Raw genomic sequence first — 17,696 nt, forward strand, 5'->3', positions numbered from 1 at the left:
CTATAACCTACTTGACAAAATGATGACCACTTAGAAAAAAGAGTCGTCTAACGCCACCCCAACGGTGGCTGCATGCTTTGCTTGCCCATATAGTGAGCTACTCGGCTTTATTTTAAGGAGCTACACGTGAGTCGCGCCCTGTTCGATGAAATGAGACGCCGCATGGAGCACTTTCGCCGCTCCGAGCAGAAAGTGGCGCGGTTTGTACTGCGCAATCCCGAGGAAGTGATCCATATGCGGATCGTCGACCTTGCCACCGAGGCCAAGGTCAGCGAGCCCACCGTGGTGCGCTTCTGCCGCGCGCTGGGCTGCAATGGCTTCCAGGACTTTAAACTCCAGCTCGCCCAGATGCTGGCCACCGGCAGCCAGTTTGCCCAGTTCTCGATGAACGATAGCGATTCCGTCGCCGAGTTCTCGCACAGCATTTTCGATTCGACGGTGGGCACCCTGCTTTCGGTACGGGACCGCCTGGATAACGATGCCCTGGGCCGCGCGGTCAATGCCCTGGCGATGGCCAACCGCGTCGAGTTTTACGGCTTCGGCGCCTCAGGCGCGGTGGCCTTTGACGCCCAGCACAAGTTTTTCCGCCTGCAGATTTCCACCTCCGCCTATGCCGACCCCCACATGCAGAACATGTCCGCAGTGACGCTAAAGGAAGGCGATGTGGTGGTGGCCATTTCGCAAACCGGGCGCACCAAGGCGCTGGTGGCAAGCGTTCGCCTGGCCCGGGAGGCGGGGGCGACGGTGATTGGCCTGTGCCCCAGCGACTCGCCGCTGGCGGAAGAGGTCACGCTGCCGCTGTATATTGACGTGCACGAAGACACCGAAATCTACACGCCGATGAGTTCGCGCATCGCGCATCTGGTACTGGTCGACGTGCTCGCGGTGGGCGTGGCCAAGACCCGTGGCCCGAAACTCGCCGAGCAGCTCAAGTCGGTGAAGAAGAGCCTTAACTCGCTGCGTTTCCCGGAAGACTCGTGAACGCCAAGTTATCGTTGTGGCTGTGCTAAACTGACGGCCCATTTTTCGACCCGGCAGCGGCTTATATGGACGACGTCACGGCGATACTCGATCAGCTTAACTCCGACCAGCGCGAAGCGGTCAGCGCCCCTCAAGGCAATCTGTTGGTACTGGCAGGCGCGGGCTCGGGCAAAACCCGCGTGCTGGTACACCGTATCGCCTGGCTGATGCAGGCCGAGGGCCTGTCGCCCTACGCGCTGCTGGCCGTGACCTTTACCAACAAGGCCGCACGCGAGATGCGTACCCGGCTGGAAGCGCTGCTGGGGTTGTCGTTGCGCCACGTATGGGTGGGCACCTTCCACTCGATTTCCCACCGCCTGCTGCGCACCCACTGGCAGGACGCGCGGCTGCCGCAGCACTTCCAGATCATCGACGCCGACGACCAGCTACGGCTGGTAAAACGCCTGCTGAAAGACTACGCCATCGACGACGAACGGTTTCCGCCCCGCCAGGTACAACACTTCATTTCCGGTTGTAAGGAAGAAGGCCTGCGCCCGCATCAGGTCAATGTGGACGGCGATGGCTATCTGGGCCAGATGGTCGAACTCTACGAGCGCTACCAGCTGACCTGCGAACGCGGCGGGCTGGTTGATTTCGGCGAGTTACTGCTCAGAAGCCTTGAACTGCTGCGCGACAACCCCGCCCTGCTGGCCCATTACCGCGAGCGGTTTGGCCACCTGCTGGTCGACGAGTTTCAGGACACCAACACGCTACAATATGCGTGGCTAAAGCTGCTCACTGGTATGCAAACGCCGATGACCGTGGTCGGCGACGACGACCAGTCGATCTACGGCTGGCGCGGGGCCAAGGTCGAAAACATCCGCCGCTTCGAGCAGGAGTTCCCCGAGACCCGTACGGTCCGCCTTGAGCAGAACTACCGCTCCACCAGCGCGATTCTCGATGCCGCCAACGCCTTGATCAGTCATAACAGCCAGCGCATGGGCAAACAGCTGTGGACCGACGGCGTCGAAGGCGACCCCATCTCCGTCTACGCCGGTTTTAACGACCTCGAAGAAGCGCGCTTTATCGTCGACACCATCAAGGAAAAAGTCGACGAAGGCCTCAACCGGCGCGATATGGCGATTCTCTACCGTTCCAATGCCCAGTCACGGCTGCTGGAAGAGACGCTGATACGCCAGGGCATGCCCTATCGTATCTACGGGGGGCACCGTTTCTACGAACGCCTGGAAATCAAGAATGCCCTGGCCTATCTGCGCCTGTTGCTCAATCGCGATGACGATGCGTCCCTTGAACGGGTGATCAACGTGCCCACCCGCGGCATTGGTACCCGCACGGTGGAAATCGTCCGCCTGCGCGCCCGGGAACATAATATCCCGCTATGGCAGGCGCTGCACGACGCGATAAACGACGGCACGCTGAAAGGCCGCGCGGCCAATGCCGTGCAGGCGTTTGCCAACCTGATCGAGCAGTTGGATAACGACGCCGCCGGACTGCCCTTGCACGACATCATCGACCACGTGACCGCCAAAACGGGCCTGATCGAACATCATAAAAGCGAACGCGGCGAGAAAGGCCAGGCACGGGTCGAAAACCTCGAAGAGCTGGTCAACGCCGCCCGGGCCTTCACCCACGGCGATGCCTTCGAGACCCCGGAAGCCGGTGAGGGCATGGCGGCGCTGGAGGCGTTTCTATCCGAAGCGGCACTCAACGCCGGTGACCACGAGGCCGAAGAGTTCGAGGACAGCGTCCAGTTGATGACGCTGCACTCGGCGAAGGGCCTGGAATTCCCCGTGGTATTTATTGCGGGCGTCGAGGAAGGGCTGTTCCCGCACAAGATGTCACTGGAGGAGCCGGGCAGGCTCGAGGAAGAACGTCGGCTGTGTTACGTCGGCGTGACCCGCGCGATGCAGAAGCTGTACCTCACCCACGCCGAAACCCGCCGTCTGCATGGCAAAGAGGTGTTTCCGCGCCCGTCGCGCTTTCTGCGCGAACTGCCCCCGCACCTGCTCGAAGAAGTGCGCCTGCGCGGGCATGTTTCCCGTCCGGTCACCGCCTCACGCACCTCCTTTGCCCAGCAAAGCGTCGAGGGCAGCGACGACCTGCCCAGCCTGCATGTTGGCCAGGGGGTAGAGCACCCGGTCTTCGGTGAAGGCATCATCCTTAACGCGGAAGGCGAAGGTGCCCGCGCCCGGGTCCAGGTCAGCTTTGAAGGCGAGGGCGTTAAATGGCTGGTGTTAGGCTTTGCCAAGCTGACCCCGCTATAAACGACTCGTGACGCATTCTTTTCGCATCTTGGCTTGCGCCCCTACTGCCCCACAGAGAGCCTTATGAAACAACGCTTGAAACGTCTATTTCCCGAAGTGTGCAACGGCTGGTCAGCCTTGAGCGGCTACCACCGTTTTGAACGCATCATCTCGTTGATACTGACCCTGGCCATCGCCGGGGCCGTGCTGGTTGCCATGTACTACCTGGTCATTCACGTAGTCCAGCTGTTATTCATTCAAAGCCGTGACCCCTTCGACTATCGCGTGTTTCAAGCGCTATTCGACATGATTCTTACCGTGCTGATTGCCATGGAATTCAACAATTCCATTGTGCGCACGATGACCAGTGGCAAAGGCTTTATCCATGTCGAGATTGTCGTGCTGATTGCCATCATGGCGCTGGTGCGCAAGTTCATGGTGCTGGATATGGAAACCATCGACCCCTGGCAAATTGCCTCACTGGCCGCGGCAGTGTTGGCCCTTGGGGGCTGCTACTGGCTGGTGCGGCATGCCAATCGCATGAAAGATGCCAGCGACGATTAATCAGAAAACTTGCGGGCAAAATTCGCCTTAACGCATACTTGCGGGCGGACACGGCGCCCGTGCGCCCCATAAAAATAGCAACATTACGTTTGGAGTCTTGCTCATCATGCAACGCCGTCACTTTCTCAAAACCGCCAGCCTTGGCGTCGCAGGGGCCGCTGCGGCCCCGTTCGTATCCACGTCCCAGGCGCGCGCCGACGACACCTACAACTGGGACATGGTCACCTCCTGGCCGAAAAACTTTCCTGCCCTGGGCACCGGCGCCAACGATTTTGCACGCCGCGTCGAGCAGCTTTCCAACGGCCGCATGACAATTACCGTCCACGGCGCGGGCGAGTTGGTACCTGCGCTTGAAGTCTTCGATGCTGTGGCGGCGGGCACTGCGGAAATGGGCCACTCGGCGTCATATTACTGGCGTGGAAAAGTCGCCGCTTCGCAGTTTTTCACGGCCGTGCCCTTCGGCATGACCACCACCGAAATGAACGCCTGGCTTTATCACGGTGACGGCCAGGCACTGTGGGATGAGCTCTACGCCGAGCATAACCTGAAGCCTTTTGCCGTCGGCAATACCGGACCGCAGATGGCGGGCTGGTTCAAGAAGGAGATCAACTCGCTGGACGATATGCAGGGCCTCAAACTACGCTTGCCGGGACTAGCCGGTGAAGCGATGAACGGCATCGGGGTGAGCACCGTCAACATGCCAGGCTCGGAGATCTTTACCTCGCTGCAAACCGGCGTATTGGATGCCGCCGACTGGGTCGGCCCCTATAACGACCTGGCCTTCGGCCTGCATCAGGTGGCGGACTATTACTACACCTCAGTATGGAACGAGCCTTCGGCTGTGCTGGAGGGCACCATCAACCTTGACGCCTGGAACGCGCTGCCCGACGACCTGAAAGCCGTCGTCACCGAAGCCGCCCGCGCCTCGAACCTGGCCATGTACAGTGAGTTCGCCTTCCGCAACGCCCAGGCGCTCGAAGCCCTGGTGGACGAACACGACGTAAAGCTACGCACCTTCCCCGAAGACGTCATGGCGGCGCTCTATGAAAGCTCTCAGGCTGCCATACAGCGTCAGGTCGAAGATGATGAAGCATCACGCCGGGTGTATGAATCCTATTCGGCGTTCCAGAAAATCGTCCGCCCGTTCAGCGATGTCGGCGAGTACGCGTATCTGAAAAGCCGTGATAACGTAGGCGCTTAGGCGTTTACGCAACGCACAGGCCTACGAAAAGGACGCTCATTCAAGCGTCCTTTTTCAGCACCGTTGCTTTCAGGAAGGTGGCAGGAAATCCCTGCTCAGTCATGCACCGCACGGATGCGGCCATTGTCGTCCAGCGCCACCATGACAAAGCGTGCCTCGGTGACCTTTTGACGCTCGTCCGGATGCTGTTCGTGGAGGGCGCGAACCCACACCTCCACATCAATCTTCATGGAGCTATGCCCCACCTCTTGAAGCTGGGTGTAGACGCTCACCATTGACCCGACCCGCACCGGGCTTAAAAAATCCATTGCTTCAATGGCCACAGTGGCCGTTCGCCCGCCAGCTTCACGGCCAGCGGCGAGCTCGGCTGCCTGGTCCATCTGGTTGACCAGCCAACCGCCGGAAATATCGCCGTAAACATTGGTATCCTGACGCGAGGCCAGTAGCTTGAGGGTCAGTTGTCCTTGAGGAGCAGGTGCATCGTCCAAATCAGTATCCAGGAGTGTCATGTGTCGGTCGCTTTGTCGGTTTATTATTGTGAAAATCAGATGGCCATCTGAGGCGCACCTTGCTGCATTGCAATAAGTCGATAGTTAATCACAAGAGAGCACTCGATTGAATAGTAACGGTTTCGCTTTTCGCATGAAATATCGCGCAGTACTGGGCTTAGCCTGGCTGCTTCTCAGCTTGCCACTTGTCGGCTTGGCTCAGCCACAGGGGCCTTCGGCAAGCGGCACCCTGGGCGCTGTCGGCTCGGATACCATGGCCGGGTTAATGCTGCGCTGGGGCGAAGCGCTGACCACTCAATATCCGCAAATCAATGTGCAATTTCAAGCCAGCGGCTCTGCCAGCGCTCCACCGGCCTTGCTCGCAGGCACTACGCGCATCGGCCCCATGTCACGGCGCATGACCCAAGCAGAGCGTGATGCCTTTATCGAACGTTACGGCTACCCTCCGCTGGAGCTGCGCGTAGCCCGCGATGCGCTTACAGTGATTGTACATCGACACAACCCATTGTCGGCGATCACGCTTGAGGACGTAGATGCGGTTTTCTCGACCACCCAGGCCTGCGGAAGCCCGCACTCGATAACGCGCTGGAAAACCCTGACCCAGGACGATACAGCGCCAAGGGGTCGTATTGCCTTGCATGGGCGTAATATCACCTCAGGCACCTATGGTCTGTTTCGTCAACGGGTCCTCTGCGACGGTGAATTCCGGCCTGATATCAGCGAGTACATGGGCGCGTCGGCGGTCGTTGCGGCTGTAGGCGAGTCCTATGCGGCCATGGGCTATTCCGGCTATAACCATTTGACGCCATCGGTAAAGGCGCTCTCTCTGACGACTCAAGAGGGTAACGCCGTGCCACCCAGCGAAACCGCCATTCAAAGTGGCGACTACCCGCTTTCACGCTACCTGTATGTCTACGTCAATCGACCGCCTGACGAGTCGCTGCCAACCGCTGAGCGGGCGTTTCTGGATCTCATCCTGTCCGCTAAGGGTCAACTGATTACCCGGGCGTCGGGCTTCGTTCCGCTGCCTCTGGACGACTTGGAGGCTCAGCGTCCATGGTAAACAGGCCCTGTCATTTAACTGTCATAATGGTCACGTAACGTAAGGAGATCGCATGCAACCCCAAACGCTGATCCTACCGCTGCCTTGCCCATGATAGTCACATGACCCGCGCTCGGCTCTTTCCCCAGCCGCTTCGCCACTTACAGGACCGCATCGCTACCGGACTCATCACTGCCGGTGGCATTGGCGTGCTGCTGGCCATATTGGGTATTGGGGTGTTCTTGGTCTGGGAAGCCGCTCCCTTGTTACTGGCAGACGGCGCGGCCTCCCTTGCCATGCTCTCGCCGTTGGCGTGGGGAACGCTGAAGGCCGCCCTGATGGCATTACTGTTTGCGCTGCCGCTGGCACTTGGGGCAGCGGCCTATACGGCGTTCTTCATGTCGGCCCGACTGCGCAGCCGCATTAAACCAACCCTGGAAATGATGGAAGCCATCCCTGGGGTGGTCATCGGCTTTATTGCCGGCATGCTGCTCGCTCCCTGGGTCGAGCGCCATTTGGCCAGCACCCTGGTGGTCATCGTCTGGCTGCCGCTCAGCGCCGGGCTCGCCGGTCTGGTCTGGCACCTGGCGAGTCGCCGCTGGCAGCGTCGTCTGCCGCTTTCGTGGGCAGCGCTATGGCTGATTCCGTGGCTCATGGCCATGTTCATCCTCGCTCTGTGGTTAACGCCACTGGCGGAGCAAACCTTCTGGGGTGGCGATCTTCGCCAGTATCTTTATGTCGCGTTCGGCCTCGACTATGTCACGCGTAATGCGCTGATCGTCGGCCTGGCAATGGGCTTCGCCGTGATCCCAAGCGTGTACTCCCTGGCCGAGGACGCCCTCACCGAGGTGCCCCGCCCGCTGATGGAAGGAGCTCAGGCCCTGGGCGCAAGCCGTTGGCAGGCAGTGGTTAAAGTGGCGCTCGCCGCTGCCGGACCGGGGCTGTTTTCCGCCGTCATGATCGGCGCGGGCCGCGCGGTGGGGGAAACCATGATCGTGCTGATGGCCAGCAGCAATGCGGCGCTGCTCAGCGCCAGCCCCTTCGAAGGCATGCGTACCATGGCGGCGGCTATCGCCATTGAACTGCCCGAAGCCACCGCAGGTGGCACTACCTATCGCATGCTGGTGCTGGCAGCGCTGCTGCTGTTTCTGTTCACCTTCCTGGTCAATACCCTGGCTGAGCTGGTGCGCCAAAGGCTACGTCGTCGCTACCAGCACCTGGGGAATACGTCATGAAGTGGCTGAAAAGCGCCATGCAGCAGGGCATCTGGCCGTGGCTCTGCGCGGGCTGTGTGGCCCTCTCATTGCTCATGCTGGGTGCCTTGCTGGCGTTACTGCTGACTCGCGGCCTGGGCCACTTCTGGCCGTCGGCATTGGACGAAGTCACCCTGCAAAATGGCGATGTGGTGGCGGGCGAGGCGGTCCGCGACTTGCCGCTTCCCAACCGGGCAGGTAGCGAGCGCCTCTACTTTACGGGCAATCGCGATGTCGACGACGCCCGCTGGCGCTGGGTCCCTGTCGACACTATCAAACAGCAGACACAACCCGCGGAATTGCTACGTCTGAAACGGCGTACCTGGGGCGACTTTATCGGCTACCTGGAAGCGGTTGAGGTGAACGGTGAGCGTTTCAGCGGCCGTGATGCATGGGAGCAGGTACAACAAGCGCTGCCGCTACCAGCCCCTCAACGCGCTCGCTTTCAGCTCATCTTGCGCACGCCCCAGGGCAATACCGTACGCCAGCCACTTTCCACCGTACTCCGCATTGAAGCGCCCAATGCCATGCACGTCGGCCAGAAATTGAAGGCATGGGGGAGCGACGTCTGGCAGTTTTTAAGTCAGGGGCCGCGTGCTGCGAACACCGACGGCGGTGTATGGCCGGCGATTTTCGGCACCATGCTGATGGTGATTTTGATGTCGGTGATTGTCACGCCCTTTGGCGTGCTGGCCGCCATCTATCTTAACGAGATTGCCCACCAGGGGCCTCTCACCCGCCTGGTACGCATTGGCGTGCGTAACCTCGCGGGGGTGCCGTCGATTGTCTACGGCGTCTTCGGCCTGGGGGTCTTTGTTTATGGCATCGGCGGTTCGCTGGATGCGTGGTTCTTTGACGACGCGCTGCCGTCCCCCACCTTTGGTACCGGTGGCCTGTTATGGGCATCGTTAACCCTCGCCCTGCTGACGCTGCCGGTGGTGATTGTCGCCACCGAAGAGGGACTGGCGCGCATTCCCGATGCCCAGCGTGAAGGGGCGGTGGCCCTCGGCGCCACGCGATTTGAAATGTTGAAGCGTATCGTACTGCCCATGGCCACTCCCGCCATGTTGACCGGCGTCATTTTGGCCGTGGCACGAGCGGCCGGTGAAGTTGCGCCCCTGATGCTGGTGGGTGTCGCCAGGCTCGCGCCACAAATGCCCCTCGACGGTGAATTTCCCTACTTACACCTGGAACGCAAGTTTATGCATCTTGGCTATCATCTGTTTGATACCGCCTTTCATGGCGAGGATGTCCAGGCAGCGATCCCGTTGGTCTATGCCACGGCCCTGTTATTAGTGCTGATTGTGCTGGTGCTTAACCTAACTGCCATATTATTGCGTCATCATCTACGTCGTCAGCGAGGAAGCGAATGCTAACATCCCGACACGTCGATCAGGACACGCAGGCCCCCGTGACGCATTTCCCAGCGGATCAGTGCTGTCTGGAGATTGACCAGTTCAGCCTGGCCTACGCAGGGAAACCGGCTTTGCAACGGCTAACGCTGCAGGTCCCGCGCCACCGGGTCACGGCCTTTATCGGCCCTTCCGGGTGTGGCAAATCGACTTTTTTGAGAGCAATCAATCGCTTGCATGACCTTAATGAGTCGGTCAGCCACAGCGGTGAGATCAGCCTTGAAGGACATAATATTCATGCGCCGGAAATGAACGTCACAGAGCTGCGCCGTCGGGTGGGTATGGTGTTCCAGACCCCTAACCCCTTTCCGATGTCGATCTACGAAAATGTCGCCTTTGGTCTGCGCTTGCAGAAACGGCTCGCCAAGCGCCAACGGGATGACATCATCGAGTGGGCGCTTACCTCGGCAGCCCTGTGGGATGAAGTCAAGGACCGCTTGCATCGCTCTGCCTGGCAGCTGTCAGGCGGGCAACAGCAGCGCCTGGTCATCGCGCGGACGCTGGCGGTGCAGCCCGACGTGCTGCTGCTTGACGAGCCCGCATCGGCGCTTGACCCGATTTCGACGCTCAAGATAGAAGAGTTGATTCGAAATCTGAAATCTCAGCTAACGTTAGTGTTGGTGACTCACAATATGCAGCAGGCGGCCCGTGTGTCTGATTACACTGCCTTCCTGCAACAGGGTGAGCTTGTAGAGTACGGACCCACCGACCACGTTTTCACTAATCCTCGTCTACAACGAACCGAAAACTATATAACCGGCCGTATGGCTTAGGTTTACGCAACCCCGTTAGGAGGGCTCCATGGACATTACCAGCGATACTCACAGCCAGCATATCTCGCGCCAATTCAATCATGAGTTGGAAGAACTCAAGACCCACCTGATGGCCATGGGCGGCATGGTGGAAAAACAGGTGCAGGACGCCGTCTTCGCGCTCCTGGAAAGTGACTCGCGGCTGGCCGAGAAAGTCCGCGACAACGACCGTCAGGTCAATGACCTGCAACTGCAGATTGATGACGAGTGCACGCGTATTCTCGCGCGTCGTCAGCCGGCCGCTTCGGATTTGCGCCTGGTGCTCGCCGTCATCCGTGCTACCTCTGACCTGGAACGGATCGGCGATGAAGCCAGCAAGATCGCCCGCAATGCGCTCAGCCTGAGCGAGAGCAGCAACCCCCTTCGCGGGCTGGTGGAAGTGCGCCATATCAGCGAGCACGTGCGTAAAATGTTGCGCGATTCGCTGACCGCCTTTGCCCGCTTCGACACCGAACTGGCCATGCAGGTCGTGCGTGAGGATGAGTTTGTCGATAGTGAATACGGCAGCGCCATGCGTTCCTTGATGACCTTCATGATGGAAGATTCGCGCTCGATCACCTCGGTACTCAGCATCATGTGGGTGCTGCGCGCACTGGAGCGGGTGGGTGACCACGCCAACAACCTGGCCGAGCACGTCGTCTACCTCGTCAAGGGGCTGGATATCCGCCATACCGACCCTGAGACACTGGACCAGCAGGCAGCACCGAAAAAGTCTTGACCTGCCCCCTGATTCCTCATGCAATACGCCCTGGCTGCACGGCAGCCAGGGCGTTGTCATTATTGAGGAGTCACACGTTTTCATGCTAGATGCATTCACTGCCATCAGCCGAGGCACACGTTGTGTCTATAAGCCTGGGCTAAGGCGTTATGTCTTTTTACCCATCCTGGTCAATCTGCTGGTCTACGTCAGCATGTTCAGCTTTGTGATAAGCCGCTTTGAGGGCTGGTTGGCGCATTGGATGAGTATGGTGCCCAGTTGGCTGGACTGGCTGTCGTGGCTTATCTGGCCACTTTTCGTGCTTAGCCTGTTGGTCGTGGTGTTTTTTACCTTCACGCTGGTGACCAGCTTGATTGCGGCACCGTTTTACGGCTTCTTGGCCGCTAAAGTTGAAGTTCAGGTCACCGGGCGTGAACCTCAGGATGATCGGGGGCTGGCCAAAACGACCATTGATGCGCTGGGCCGCGAAATGGTCAAGCTGGGTTATATCCTGCCCCGTGCCGCACTGCTGTTCGTGATTGGCTGGATTCCAGGGCTTAACCTGTTGGCACCCCTGCTATGGGCGCTATTTTCCGCCTGGGTGATGGCCATCACCTATCTGGATTACCCGATGGATAACAACAAGGTAGCGTTTCGCGATATGCGCGGTCGCCTATCGGCTCGCTGGTGGCAAAGCTTAAGCTACGGCGGCCTGGTCACGCTATTGACGTGGATCCCGCTGGCCAACCTGTTTTTGATTCCCGGTGCCGTGGCCGGGGCGGTGCTGATGTGGGACGACCATTATCGCCATGCCCGGTCGGTGACCAAGCGTTCTTGACGTATGCGCAAGGCCAGTATACAGAGGCTGAAAGAAGGGAAAGCTGACGTTGTTGAAAGGCTGACAAAAACAAGACCCCGCCAAGGCGGGGTCTTCGACAGTGATCATTTTAGGCGGTGGTGCTTACCAGCTTCCAATCCTTTTGCGGGACTCCAACCGTGGACGTTACCCTGACTGGCAGTGTGACCGCCTTCTAGACTCATCCAATGAATCTTGAATCATCCCTGCTAATGCAGAACATCCTTGCTCAGCATTGGGCTACTGTCTAAGCGTAGTTACTTTTCTTTGTTTCGTAAAGAAAAGTATCAACAGTTTTCTGCATCTTACAGTGACAGATACTGTCTTACCTAATAGAGAGCAGCCTCTGTGCCAGCTATTCAAATAATGGATTATTCATCAATAATAACAAAGAGTTAAATAATTCTATCCAGACCGCTTGATCGCCAAGGAGTGTCATTTGGATACGCTAGGCATGTGCCGTAATGACACATGTGACGCGGATGCCCAGCAGCGCAGCCGCGAACTATGTAACCGTGGGGACGCTACGCGGCGGCGTGGCAGATGTGCTCAGGCGGGTCGCGGGGAAAACACAGCGGAAACGGGCACCTTCGCCCGGATGCGAGTCGATTTGCAACTGGGCGTCGTGGCGAAGCAATACATGTTTGACGATGGCAAGCCCAAGCCCGGTGCCCCCGGTGGCGGTGCTGCGGCCTTTATCGACGCGATAAAAGCGCTCGGTAAGACGCGGAATATGCACTGGATCAATCCCCTCGCCGTCGTCGCACACTTCGATACAAGCACCCTGACCGAACGCTTTCCAGCGCAGCGTAATCTCGCTGCCAGCGGGCGTATAACGTACCGCATTGAACGCCAGGTTAGAAATGGCACTGCGGATTTCCTGCTCGCTGCCCACCAACTGCGCGGGGTAGTCGCCTTCAATGGTGAGCGTGTGCTGATGCTCGGAAAGCGCCAGCGCATCGGCCCCGACACTGTTTAACAGGGACGTCACGTCCATGGGCTGATGATCCTGTCCACCCTGATCGATTTCCAGCCGCGACAGCAGCAACAGGTCGTTGACCAGGTTTTGCATGCGCTGTGTCTGGGCCTGCATCTGCCCGATGCTGCGCCCTAAACGGGGGGGGAGCTGATCAGCCATCTCGCCATAGGTTTCGAGGTAGCCCGACAATACGGTTAACGGTGTGCGCAGCTCATGGGAGACGTTGGCCACAAAGTCGCGACGCATCTGCTCTAGCTGATGCAGCCGCGTAATATCACGCGCCATGACTAGGCGCTCGTCGTCACCGTAAAGAGTAATCTGGTACTGCAGAATGCGACGCTCATCGATCGGCGACGTGAGCGTCAGCGGCTCACTGTAGTCGCGGGCGTTGAAATAGCTGATGAACCGCGGGTCGCGAAGCAGATTGGTAATATGTTGACCGCGGTCGTGGGCGGTTTGCAGCCCCAACATGTTGCTGGCAGCACTGTTCCACCATTCCAGGTCGCCGTGGCGGTCGAGCATCACCACGCTGTCGCGCATGGCTTCCGAGGATTCCTGAATGCGGGCAAGCGTCGAGCGGAGACGGCTCTGGGTAATGCGTTGGCTTTTTTGATAACGGTACAGACGATCGAACAATTCGCCCCACAGGCCCCTTGCAGCGGGCGGCTCGTCCTGCGGGCGCTGCGTCAGCCAACGGTAGGCGGCGCGCAATTGCCGCAAATGGTAGACCAGACACATCGCGAAGCCACCGGCCAACCCCAGGCCCGGCAGGCCAAGCAGCCAGCCCAGACAGGTGCCGAGTAGCGCCCAACCTAGCAAACGCCACAGTTCACGGCTCCACAAACGCACGGTTAAGCTCGAGCGGAGAAGCGGTAGCCGGTACCGCGAACCGTTTGAATCAAGTTCTGATGCGCGTCACCCAGGGCTTTGCGTAGCCGACGAATATGCACATCCACAGTGCGCTCTTCCACGTACACATTACCTCCCCACACCTGGTCGAGTAACTGGCTGCGTGTGTAGGCCCGTTCCTGGTGGGTCATGAAGAATTGTAACAGCCGGTATTCGGTCGGCCCCATATCCAGGTCTTTACCGTTGGCACTTACCCGGTGGCCCACCGGGTCAAGCAGCAGCCCATTAATTTCGATGGGATCTTCCACACCACGCGGTGTTGCACGGCGCAGCACTGCCTTGAGGCGTGCCACGAGTTCACGGGGCGAAAACGGTTTGGTGATGTAATCATCGGCTCCCGCCTCGAGGCCCTGTATCTTATTGTCTTCTTCCCCCTTGGCGGTGAGCATGATGATCGGCAGTTCGGCGGTGGTTTCCTCGCGCTTGAGGCGCCGGGCCAGCTCGATGCCGCTGGTACCGGGCATCATCCAGTCGAGCAACAGCAGGTCAGGCTGATGATCAACGACCATGGCGTGGGCGTCCTGAGCGTTGTCCGCTTCAAGAACACGGTAGTCGGCCATTTCCAGCGCCACCGCGATCATCTCGCGAATGGATGCTTCATCATCGACGATCAAGACGGTCTTGGCGGTCATTCCAGAGCCTCACGGTGTCCGATAGAAAGTAATCCAGTGACAGGTACATGACGATCACACCATGACTTGATGACAATTCTATGACACTGGCGGAGATTAGCCAGCCGCTGGCCACCAACTCAGCGCAATACCGGCAAACACCAGCAGGCCGGACCAGTGATTATTCAGAAACGCCTGAAAACAGGCATCCCGTTCACGGTGACGGATCAAGCGTTGCTGGTGGACGAAGGTCGCCGCCATCCCCGCCAGGCCGAGCCAGAAAAAACCGCCCAGCCCGATGCGCGCGCCCACCCAGGCCAGCAGTGCCAGCGTGGCCAGTTGAAGCAGCCCAATCACCAGCCGGTCGGCATTACCCAGCAGCACGGCCGTCGATTTAATGCCGATCTTTATATCGTCGTCGCGATCCACCATGGCGTACTGGGTATCATAGGCAACCGTCCACAGTACATTGGCGATGAACAGCAGCCACGCCTCTACCGGCACGTACCCCAGGACTGCACCGAAGGCCATCGGAATCGCCCAGGAAAACGCCGCCCCCAGCACCACCTGGGGGAAATGCGTGTAGCGCTTCATGAACGGGTAGATGAAGGCCAGCACCACGCCGCCTAGCGACAACAGTACGGTAAACCAGTTGGTCAACAGCACCAGCATGAAGGCCGCGGCCACCAGCCCGATAAACAGCAGCTGCGCCTCGGTCTCGCTGATCCGCCCGGTGGCCAGGGGGCGATGCTTGGTGCGTTTGACGTGACCGTCGACGTGACGGTCGGCGTAATCATTGACCACGCAGCCCGCCGCGCGCATGACGTAGACCCCGGCGATAAAAATCAACAGCACATTGCGACCGGGTACGCCCTCAGCAGCCACCCATAAGGCCCATAACGTTGGCCACATCAGCAGCCAGGTGCCAATCGGCCGATCCAGGCGCATCAGCTGTATGAAGTCCGCCAGCCGACTCAACCCGGTTGGCCGCAATAAAGAACGATCCATGCTTACCTCACCCATCCAAGAGACGCTGCCTTAGCCTAGCGCGAAGGCAGCGCAAGATCATCCGTCATGGTCGATAAAAAGTATTCCTGCACCAGCAGCGATAACCCGCCATTCTTACCGCCGTTCTGAAATACCGAGCGGCGCCCCCACAGGCTGCTAATACGATCATCGCCAGGGAAAGCAAAACCAGGCGCATGGCGCGTGGCATACAGCGGGCTACGCACCAGGTCCGGCTGGCGAAACAGCCAACTGCCCAATGAGCGCTCCCCCAGGCGTTCCAGGCACTGGCCCCCGAGCGCCTTGAGGGGAGCCACCGAGCGCGCCACGACCCATGGCGTTTCATCCACGCACAGGGCAACCTCACGGAGCCACGCATAACGCCGGGCTGGCATACCCAGCGCCAGGGCCTCATGCGGCCGGGGAAAGCCGACACCCTGGCGCAACAAACGCACGCGAAAAGGCCGCTCGCCCCCTGCGGAGACAATACGCGCCGTCAGTGAGTCCGTGGAGGCAACCCATTGCCACCACGGCGCGCTCATCGCCGGACGCAGCGCGCTAATGGGACGCCAACATGGCAGATCAGGGGCGGTTCCAACACAGTGACGCGACACCAGAGGCTCCAGGCAATTAAACGATCACCTAGTGTAACATGTGGGCTTTACAGGCTTTTGTCCCACTGACCACTGGATACCCGGATGCCCTCATCACACGCTGAGCTCGTTATTGTTGGCACTGGCATGGCGGGCGTTGGTCTTGCCCGTGCGCTGCGCCGCAAAGGCGATACACGCACCCTGCACTTGATCAGCGCCGATAGCGGCGATGACTATACCAAACCGCTGCTGTCCACCGGCTTCGCCAAGCGCCTGCCGCCCGAAAAGCTCGCACAGCGCAACGCCACGGCGCTTGCCGAATCGCTTGACGCTCGAGTGATCCCTCATACCCCCGTCCGCCAGATTGACGTGGCGAACCGCTCGCTGCGGCTGGAAGATGGCCAAGCGCTTGGCTACGACCGCCTGGTGCTGGCCACCGGCGCCGAACCGCGGGTGCCCATGGCGATACCCGACCCCGTCAAAGCGCATTGCTTTACCGTCAACGACCTTGACGACTACCGCCGTTTTCATCATGCCCTGGGGACAACGCCCGCGCGTGTAGCGGTGATCGGCGCAGGCCTGGTCGGCTGCGAGTTTGCCAACGATCTGCACGCGGGCGGTCATGACGTCACTGTTATAGCCCCCGATGCCACACCGCTTTCCCGCTTGTTGCCTGCCCCCCTGGGCCGCGCACTCGGCGAGGCGTTTGTTGACGCAGGCATCCATCTTGCCCTGGGCAGAACCATCCAGACCATGGCCCTTAATGATGCCCCCGGCGTAACGCTGACGCTGGATAACGACGACACGCTCAACGCCGATGTCATCTTGATGGCGACGGGGTTGACCCCGCGTACCGCTCTGGCCGAGACAGCAGGGCTCACGGTTTCCGCCAGCGGTATCCTGGTGGACCGGCAACTGCGCACCTCTCACCCGGATATCGACGCCCTGGGCGACGTTGCCTGCGTCGATGGCGTCAACGCCATGTACGTCCAGCCGCTGCAAGCCAGCGCCCAGGCGCTGGCCGCCACCCTGTCCGGCACACCCACGGCGGTGCGCTTTGGGGCATGGCCGGTGATCGTCAAAACGCCCCTGTTACCGGTGGTTGCTTACCCACCTGTCCAGCCACCCGAACGCTGGCGGATCGAAGGCGAAGGCGGTGACATGACGGCAATCGCTGAAGATGGAGACGGACGTTTGATTGGATTTGCATTGACAGGCAGCTGCGTGAAAAGGAAAGTGGAGCTTTCCAGAGCAGCCCCTACGCTGCTAGGCTAAATTTCGCGGCGCTGGCGGCTTGGCTGAAATGACGGCCAGGCCTGCAGTGTCCTGACCAACAACACGACAGTGTATCTTGCACGATCATTAAACAAAGGGAGTTTCCTTATGCGTAAACCTGAACTTGCCGCCGCCATTGCAGAAAACGCCGACCTGTCCAAAGACAAAGCGGGCCAAGTCCTCAACGTGATCCTTGATGAAATTACCAACAGCGTTTCCAAAGGCGAAGACGTTGCCCTGATTGGTTTTGGCACCTTTACCGTCCGTGAGCGTGCGGCGCGTACCGGCAAAAACCCGCAGACCGGTGCGCCGCTGCAGATCCCGGCCAGCAAAAATGTCGCCTTCAAGCCAGGCAAAGCGCTAAAGGACGCCGTTTCCTGATGAAGCTCAAGCTGACGCTGTGGCTGTTGGGCTTTCTGCTCAAACGTGCCCTGCGCCGCAAGCCGCGCTTTCGTGAACAATTGGAACGCATGCGCGGCCTTGACTGGGGCATTGCCACAGAAGATTTGGGTACTGCCCGCCATTACCGGATGACGCCAACCAGCATTACCTCTGGTAAGGGACTGCCGGTCGACCTGGACCTTGAACTGCGCTTTCGCGACGACGAGGCCGCTTTACGCATCCTCAAGAAGCCCACGCAGCAAGCCTTCCTCGACGGCATGATCAACGGCGAGGTCCGCCTGGTAGGCGACTCCGCCGATATGAACAAGCTGCAGAAACTGCTCAAGTATTTGTAGCATTTCGCGATTGGCAA

18 protein-coding genes are annotated in these 17,696 nt (G+C 59.5%); 13 read left to right on the forward strand and 5 right to left on the reverse strand.

Translation table 11 applies throughout. The features are described 5' to 3' along the window. Nucleotides 1–126 precede the first annotated feature (126 nt). The 4 genes from hexR (at nucleotide 127) to ADS46_RS03850 (ending at nucleotide 4,989) form a co-directional block, all read left to right on the forward strand. On the forward strand, nucleotides 127–981 hold the full coding sequence (gene hexR / locus ADS46_RS03835; RefSeq protein ID WP_066316464.1) for a transcriptional regulator HexR: 855 nt from the start codon (nucleotides 127–129) through the stop codon (nucleotides 979–981). Between the two features lie 65 nt (nucleotides 982–1,046). Next, nucleotides 1,047–3,245, forward strand: a complete 2,199-nt coding sequence (uvrD, locus tag ADS46_RS03840; RefSeq protein WP_066316465.1) for a DNA helicase II — start codon at nucleotides 1,047–1,049, stop codon at nucleotides 3,243–3,245. Nucleotides 3,246–3,308: 63 nt separating this feature from the next. Next, complete coding sequence (locus tag ADS46_RS03845) at nucleotides 3,309–3,788, forward strand: phosphate-starvation-inducible PsiE family protein (RefSeq protein ID WP_066316467.1); 480 nt, start codon at nucleotides 3,309–3,311, stop codon at nucleotides 3,786–3,788. Nucleotides 3,789–3,894: 106 nt separating this feature from the next. Further along, nucleotides 3,895–4,989 carry a TRAP transporter substrate-binding protein gene (locus ADS46_RS03850; RefSeq protein ID WP_066316468.1) on the forward strand — a complete coding sequence of 365 codons (1,095 nt, stop codon included), beginning with the start codon at nucleotides 3,895–3,897 and terminating at the stop codon, nucleotides 4,987–4,989. 95 nt (nucleotides 4,990–5,084) lie between these two features. Here the strand turns inward: ADS46_RS03850 and ADS46_RS03855 are convergent, their stop codons facing one another. Continuing rightward, complete coding sequence (locus ADS46_RS03855; RefSeq protein ID WP_066316470.1) at nucleotides 5,085–5,498, reverse strand: acyl-CoA thioesterase; 414 nt, start codon at nucleotides 5,496–5,498, stop codon at nucleotides 5,085–5,087. 133 nt (nucleotides 5,499–5,631) lie between these two features. Between ADS46_RS03855 and ADS46_RS03860 the strand changes: the two genes are divergently transcribed. From ADS46_RS03860 to cysZ, 6 genes are all read left to right on the forward strand, one after another. Further along, complete coding sequence (locus ADS46_RS03860) at nucleotides 5,632–6,561, forward strand: PstS family phosphate ABC transporter substrate-binding protein (RefSeq protein ID WP_066316546.1); 930 nt, start codon at nucleotides 5,632–5,634, stop codon at nucleotides 6,559–6,561. Nucleotides 6,562–6,662: 101 nt separating this feature from the next. Continuing rightward, nucleotides 6,663–7,775: an ABC transporter permease subunit gene (locus tag ADS46_RS03865; RefSeq protein ID WP_066316472.1), complete on the forward strand. Its 1,113-nt coding sequence runs from the start codon at nucleotides 6,663–6,665 to the stop codon at nucleotides 7,773–7,775. Then, nucleotides 7,772–9,169: a phosphate ABC transporter permease PstA gene (pstA, locus tag ADS46_RS03870; RefSeq protein ID WP_066316476.1), complete on the forward strand. Its 1,398-nt coding sequence runs from the start codon at nucleotides 7,772–7,774 to the stop codon at nucleotides 9,167–9,169. The genes ADS46_RS03865 and pstA overlap by 4 nt, the downstream gene beginning before the upstream one ends. Beyond that, a complete protein-coding gene (pstB, locus tag ADS46_RS03875; RefSeq protein WP_066316477.1) occupies nucleotides 9,163–9,978 on the forward strand; it encodes a phosphate ABC transporter ATP-binding protein PstB in 816 nt (271 codons plus the stop codon). The genes pstA and pstB overlap by 7 nt, the downstream gene beginning before the upstream one ends. Nucleotides 9,979–10,006: 28 nt before the next feature. After that, nucleotides 10,007–10,735, forward strand: a complete 729-nt coding sequence (gene phoU, locus ADS46_RS03880) for a phosphate signaling complex protein PhoU (protein ID WP_066316478.1) — start codon at nucleotides 10,007–10,009, stop codon at nucleotides 10,733–10,735. Nucleotides 10,736–10,817: 82 nt separating this feature from the next. After that, the gene (gene cysZ, locus ADS46_RS03885) at nucleotides 10,818–11,552 is read left to right on the forward strand and encodes a sulfate transporter CysZ (RefSeq protein ID WP_066316479.1); all 735 of its coding nucleotides are present in this window, start codon (nucleotides 10,818–10,820) and stop codon (nucleotides 11,550–11,552) included. A gap of 523 nt (nucleotides 11,553–12,075) precedes the next feature. Here the strand turns inward: cysZ and phoR are convergent. From phoR to ADS46_RS03905, 4 genes are all read right to left on the reverse strand, one after another. Then, nucleotides 12,076–13,398 (reverse strand): phosphate regulon sensor histidine kinase PhoR, encoded by a 1,323-nt coding sequence (gene phoR / locus ADS46_RS03890; RefSeq protein ID WP_066316480.1) that lies wholly within the window; start codon nucleotides 13,396–13,398, stop codon nucleotides 12,076–12,078. Between the two features lie 2 nt (nucleotides 13,399–13,400). After that, the gene (gene phoB / locus ADS46_RS03895) at nucleotides 13,401–14,090 is read right to left on the reverse strand and encodes a phosphate regulon transcriptional regulator PhoB (protein WP_066316481.1); all 690 of its coding nucleotides are present in this window, start codon (nucleotides 14,088–14,090) and stop codon (nucleotides 13,401–13,403) included. Between the two features lie 96 nt (nucleotides 14,091–14,186). Continuing rightward, nucleotides 14,187–15,077 (reverse strand): 4-hydroxybenzoate octaprenyltransferase, encoded by an 891-nt coding sequence (gene ubiA / locus ADS46_RS03900; protein WP_066316549.1) that lies wholly within the window; start codon nucleotides 15,075–15,077, stop codon nucleotides 14,187–14,189. A gap of 35 nt (nucleotides 15,078–15,112) precedes the next feature. Next, complete coding sequence (locus ADS46_RS03905; RefSeq protein WP_082925972.1) at nucleotides 15,113–15,616, reverse strand: chorismate--pyruvate lyase family protein; 504 nt, start codon at nucleotides 15,614–15,616, stop codon at nucleotides 15,113–15,115. 156 nt (nucleotides 15,617–15,772) lie between these two features. On the opposite strand from ADS46_RS03905, the gene ADS46_RS03910 reads away from it, so the two are divergent. The 3 genes from ADS46_RS03910 to ADS46_RS03920 all read left to right on the forward strand — a co-directional run bounded on the left by ADS46_RS03910 (nucleotide 15,773) and on the right by ADS46_RS03920 (nucleotide 17,679). Then, nucleotides 15,773–16,942 (forward strand): NAD(P)/FAD-dependent oxidoreductase, encoded by a 1,170-nt coding sequence (locus ADS46_RS03910; RefSeq protein ID WP_066316485.1) that lies wholly within the window; start codon nucleotides 15,773–15,775, stop codon nucleotides 16,940–16,942. Between the two features lie 69 nt (nucleotides 16,943–17,011). Further along, complete coding sequence (locus ADS46_RS03915; RefSeq protein ID WP_172822115.1) at nucleotides 17,012–17,323, forward strand: HU family DNA-binding protein; 312 nt, start codon at nucleotides 17,012–17,014, stop codon at nucleotides 17,321–17,323. After that, nucleotides 17,323–17,679, forward strand: coding sequence for a hypothetical protein (locus ADS46_RS03920; RefSeq protein ID WP_066316488.1), 357 nt, complete (start codon nucleotides 17,323–17,325; stop codon nucleotides 17,677–17,679). The genes ADS46_RS03915 and ADS46_RS03920 overlap by 1 nt, the downstream gene beginning before the upstream one ends. Nucleotides 17,680–17,696 lie beyond the last annotated feature (17 nt).

This window comes from Halomonas sp. G11 (genome assembly GCF_001663515.1).
Lineage (GTDB): Bacteria > Pseudomonadota > Gammaproteobacteria > Pseudomonadales > Halomonadaceae > Vreelandella.